This window comes from Mycobacterium sp., from assembly GCF_052144515.1.
Lineage (GTDB): Bacteria > Actinomycetota > Actinomycetes > Mycobacteriales > Mycobacteriaceae > Mycobacterium.
Window position 1 is genome coordinate 1 of sequence record NZ_JBKQQD010000465.1, and the last position, 4,241, is coordinate 4,241.

Consider the following 4,241-nt stretch of genomic DNA (forward strand, 5'->3'; position numbering starts at 1 on the left):
TTCGATCACCTCACTCTGGCGATCCGCAACTTCCACAATGCGGGCGACACCACGACGATCCGCGGCCCGCTGGCCGTCCTCGCCGTTCTTTTCGACCGGCTTGGACGCTATGAACCGGCGGCCACCATAGCCGGTTTCGCACGCAGTCCCCTCGCCGCAGCGGCGGTCCCTGAAATCACCACCGCGATTACCCACCTCCGCGATGTCCTCGGCGAGGCGACCTACGAATCGCTCGCCCGCAAGGGTGAGACGATGACCACCGCCGCGATGGCGACCTACGCATACGACCAAATCGACCAGTCCCGAGCGGAGTTGAACGCGCTCTCGAAATAGACCACATATAAGACAGTCGTGGGCCGGGCACCCGGCACGTTATTCCGCCTGGTGATCGTGTCTCAATAGTCTGTCTCAACTCCAGTTGCGCCGCACTGGCGGGGAGGGGCTCTTGGTGTTGAGTCAGAACTCTTGGTCGACTCGCCGACACCACCTCATGCAACGACACACCCTATGAGAGCGAAATCACAACTGCCCGCTTAAGATTGAAGAGCCGGCATACCACTACCACGGACTGTGCGGTGCGGCCCATGGCAGCTGGCTGATCTCCCGAATCGGAGCGTGCACCGGGGTATGCGGTCCAGCCAAGGTCATCGGTTCCCGGCAGGTTGCTGATGCGCAGCCGCGCAGTTGTGGTTGCCGGCGGCGGCGTCGGGGTGGTCGGCATCCACGCTGGGGGCGGCGTTGCGGCCCACGACGTCGGAGGGTTCGTCACCGGCCGAGGCATCGCGGCGTCATCGTGCATCCGCACCAGCGCCCAGCCGGCGAAGCCTATCGCCAGCGCGACCACACCGGTGCACGCCAGGAGCACCGCGGCGTGGCCCCACGTCAGGCGCCACGACTGGCGCTGGATTTCCTCGGTCTTATCCTCTGCCGACCATGCCAGGTCCGGCGCAGCCTCAGTTAGCGGGGGCACAATCGTGGTTGCGTCGCGTTCGGCTGTGGCCGTAGGCGGTTGATCGTCACCGTTGTCGTCGTCGGTCATGTCGTTCTCCTGCGCTCCCCGTGCGCCCTGGTCGTTTTGTAGTGTGCATCGGAGGGCCGACAGATGTACGCGAGTTGCCCGAAAGTTCAGGTCGGTATGATTTGGAGCACCGGCGCGGAGTGTCCGTTCACTCGTTGGTCGACCGACTCCACAACGGCGATGATTGCCAGGATCTCGAGCGTAGTCAGATCATCGACGCCAACCCGGTCAGTGAGTCTCGAGCAGCCGGGCTGTGGCTTGCGAGTGCACCGTGTGCGGATCCAAGTTGCTGGCCATGTCACACTCGCGTGTCCTAGCGAACGGTGGACCCCGGCACGGGATACGGGGGTGGGCTGGTCGGGTTGGTGGGGCACCAGGGGTTACGCGGCACGTCCAGGCACGGATTGGGCATGCTCGGCTGCGGCGGCAGCGCCATCATCTGGACCGCCGTCTGGCGCGGGTAGTTCGTGACCACGGTGCTCGGGCAGGGGCCGAGGAATTGCGAGTCGCAGGCGACCTCCAGACTGAGGATGCTAATGATGCCTGCGCCCGCGTCCGGGATTCCGCAGATGCCGTGGAGGAAGTACTGGATGAAGAGCGGGTCGCTGGTGACCCGTGGGCGCTGAAAGTGTTTGAGCCCGATGACCGTGCCCGAGGTGTCGACGTTGCCGTGCCAGCAGTTGCCAGGAAAGGCGAGGGTTGAGATCTCCGCGAGGTCGACGTTACTCGGGTTGCCAAAGAAGCCGTTGTGGCTCAGCGTGTTGTTCTCGATCTCGTTGCCCTTGTTGTTGAAGTAGCAGAACGACAACGCCGACAGGCCGAAGCCGCCTTTGCAGTGGGCGATCGGCGGCGGGGTCGCGGTGTCGACCTCCGGGACCAGCAGCACGCCCCACGCGCCGTTGTCGTGAATGTCGTTGTCATTGACGGTGTCGAACCGGCCTCCGGAGATCAGGATGCCGGTTCCCACCGGACTGGAGCCGACTACGCCGGGGCTGGTGGGCACGTCCGGGTTGTTGTTGTCGTGCACCGAGTTGTGCGTGAACAGCCAGCACGAATGGGTCCCGGTCGGACCGGTCCCGTTACCAGGGCAGTGGCCGGACTGGGGCGACGGTTGGTCGTCGTTGTTCTGGCTGTTGGTGGAGAACCCCGTGTGGTTGTGGTCGAACTCGGAGTTCTGGACGATCAGGCGGCCGCCGGAGTTGGTTCCCGAGTATCCCTGGGCCGAGTTCTGGGCGTGGGCGTGGTCGAGGATCGTGTTGCAGTCCGGGCAGGCGCCGATGTAGAACGCGGCATCGCCCATGTTGTTCGCATACCCCTGCGTGAACAGCCCCGGCCCGAAGGTGTTGGAGGCGTAGATCCCGTACTGGGCGAACGGCTGGTTCTCGCCGGCGAAGTAGCTCGAGGTGGCCGACATGAACGCGCCGCGCCAGCTTCCGATCTGCTGGGTGCCGCTCGAGCCGCCGCCGTCGAACCAGATCTCATCGCCGGGGGTGTCGGCGCCCGAGAGGAAGTTGCAGGCGGTCAGGTTCTCGACGCTGACACCGGACGCCTTGAACACGATCAGGCCGTTTCGCCCCGTCGGGGCGGAATCGGGACCGAGCGGGCCTGGGTCCTGGTCGGCTGTCGCGGAGCTGCACCAAGATGCCCCCGGCTTGGTGCCGTCGAGCACGACCCCGTTGCGGTCCATGCCGCGGATGTGGATGCCGGGCGTGGTCACGAGCACGGCGGCCCCCGCCGTGTCGTCGCCGACGGCCCCGGGAGGAACGCGATTGCCTGTCTCGTGGTAGTCGCCCGGCCCGATTAGCACCCAGTCCCCGGGCCGGGCGGCATCGACCGCTGCCTGGATGCTCGAGTACTGCCCGGGAATCCCTTGATAGCTGCCGACGCGCAGGACCGCGGCGGGGGCGGGCGGGGCAGCATGCGCCACGCGCACGCCCCCAGCGATAAGCACGCACACGCCCCCAACGACAAGCAGGCGCCGCCACCGCCACATCGGAGCCCGCGAAATCCAGCCACCACGATCTTCCAACGCCGGCATCCCACTCAATCATCTGTTTGGAGTGCGCCTACGGCACTCAAGTCATTGTCAACAACACTGATTTACCGCCGTCACATCTAGAACACGATGAGGTAAGCGTTCGAGCTCGAGCGCGGCCGCATCGAGCAGCGGATCAGCTAGCACTCATCAGGCGCGCCTTCCCCCGCATTGAAGGAGAGTAGGCACGGGAGTACCGTTCTGACGACGTTTTCGTGGTGAAGGGAACGCCATAGCGATCGCGGTTCGTAGCGGAAAAATGCCCATCTTTCCCGCCCCCATCAGGTCGCTGCCTCGAAAGGCAGTCATTCAGTGGAGAATCCTAGGGCGACGGCGTGTGTCGGCTCGACATCAACGACATCAAGAGGGTTGAATGAGCGACAGTGCTGGGCGAGACATGGAACCGGAGGCCGGTGACGACCTCCTCACCGCTCTTTCCGCGGTCTTTCGTAGCTCCTCGCGTCAGGGCTCGTCACCGACCTTGCATCGGGTTCTTATGCGAGTTAGCACCGGCCCAGTGAATGACGATTCCGCATCGGGGACATCGCCAGTGCGAGGATCCGGCCTATGCCGTTGAGTGCGGGTCAGACCTTGCCCAGCATCCACGCCTGCCGCGCCAGGACGCGCTCAAAGTGCTGTCGGCCGATGTGTCTGGCGATGCCGACTACCGGGCCCGTTTCGGTCGCGAGGCCGACCTGGTGTCCACGCTGTGGCACCCGAATATCGTCGGCGTGCATGACCGTGGGGAAGAGGACGGGCAGTTGTGGATCGCTATGGACTTCGTCGACGGGCTCGACGGGGCCCGGCTCCTGGCCGATCGATACCCGGCTGGCATGCCGGTTGAAGAAGTCACCCGCATCGTCTCGGCGGTCGCCAGCGCGCTGGACTACGCACACAATCAGGGCCTCCGGCACAGAGATGTCAAGCCCGCCAACATCATGATGACCCACGTCGAGGACGGGGGTGAGCAACGAATCCTCCTGACCGACTTCGGGATAGCCCGCAGCGTCAACGACATCAGCGGGTTGACGAAGACAAACATGACGGTGGGCACGGTGGCCTACTGCGCACCCGAGCAATTGCTGGGTGAGGAGATCGACGGGCGGGCAGACCAGTACTCGTTGGCGGCCACCGCCTACCACTTTCTGACCGGTTCTCAACTATTTCCGAACTCTAATCCCGCAGTCG

General features: G+C 64.6%; 3 protein-coding genes and 1 pseudogene. 2 read left to right on the forward strand and 2 right to left on the reverse strand.

Going from position 1 to position 4,241, the window contains the following annotated elements; all coding sequences use genetic code 11:
* Positions 1-333, forward strand: a pseudogene (locus ACLP9N_RS31215) (ATP-binding protein); the annotation flags it as partial.
* 172 nt (positions 334-505) lie between these two features.
* On the opposite strand, the gene ACLP9N_RS31220 reads toward ACLP9N_RS31215, so the two are convergent.
* Positions 506-1,039 carry a hypothetical protein gene (locus tag ACLP9N_RS31220; protein ID WP_442411004.1) on the reverse strand — a complete coding sequence of 178 codons (534 nt, stop codon included), beginning with the start codon at positions 1,037-1,039 and terminating at the stop codon, positions 506-508.
* A 292-nt stretch (positions 1,040-1,331) separates the two neighbouring features.
* Complete coding sequence (locus ACLP9N_RS31225) at positions 1,332-3,056, reverse strand: hypothetical protein (RefSeq protein WP_442411005.1); 1,725 nt, start codon at positions 3,054-3,056, stop codon at positions 1,332-1,334.
* A 518-nt stretch (positions 3,057-3,574) separates the two neighbouring features.
* Between ACLP9N_RS31225 and ACLP9N_RS31230 the strand changes: the two genes are divergently transcribed.
* The coding region (locus tag ACLP9N_RS31230; RefSeq protein WP_442411006.1) for a serine/threonine-protein kinase at positions 3,575-4,241 on the forward strand (667 nt) is incomplete at its 3' end.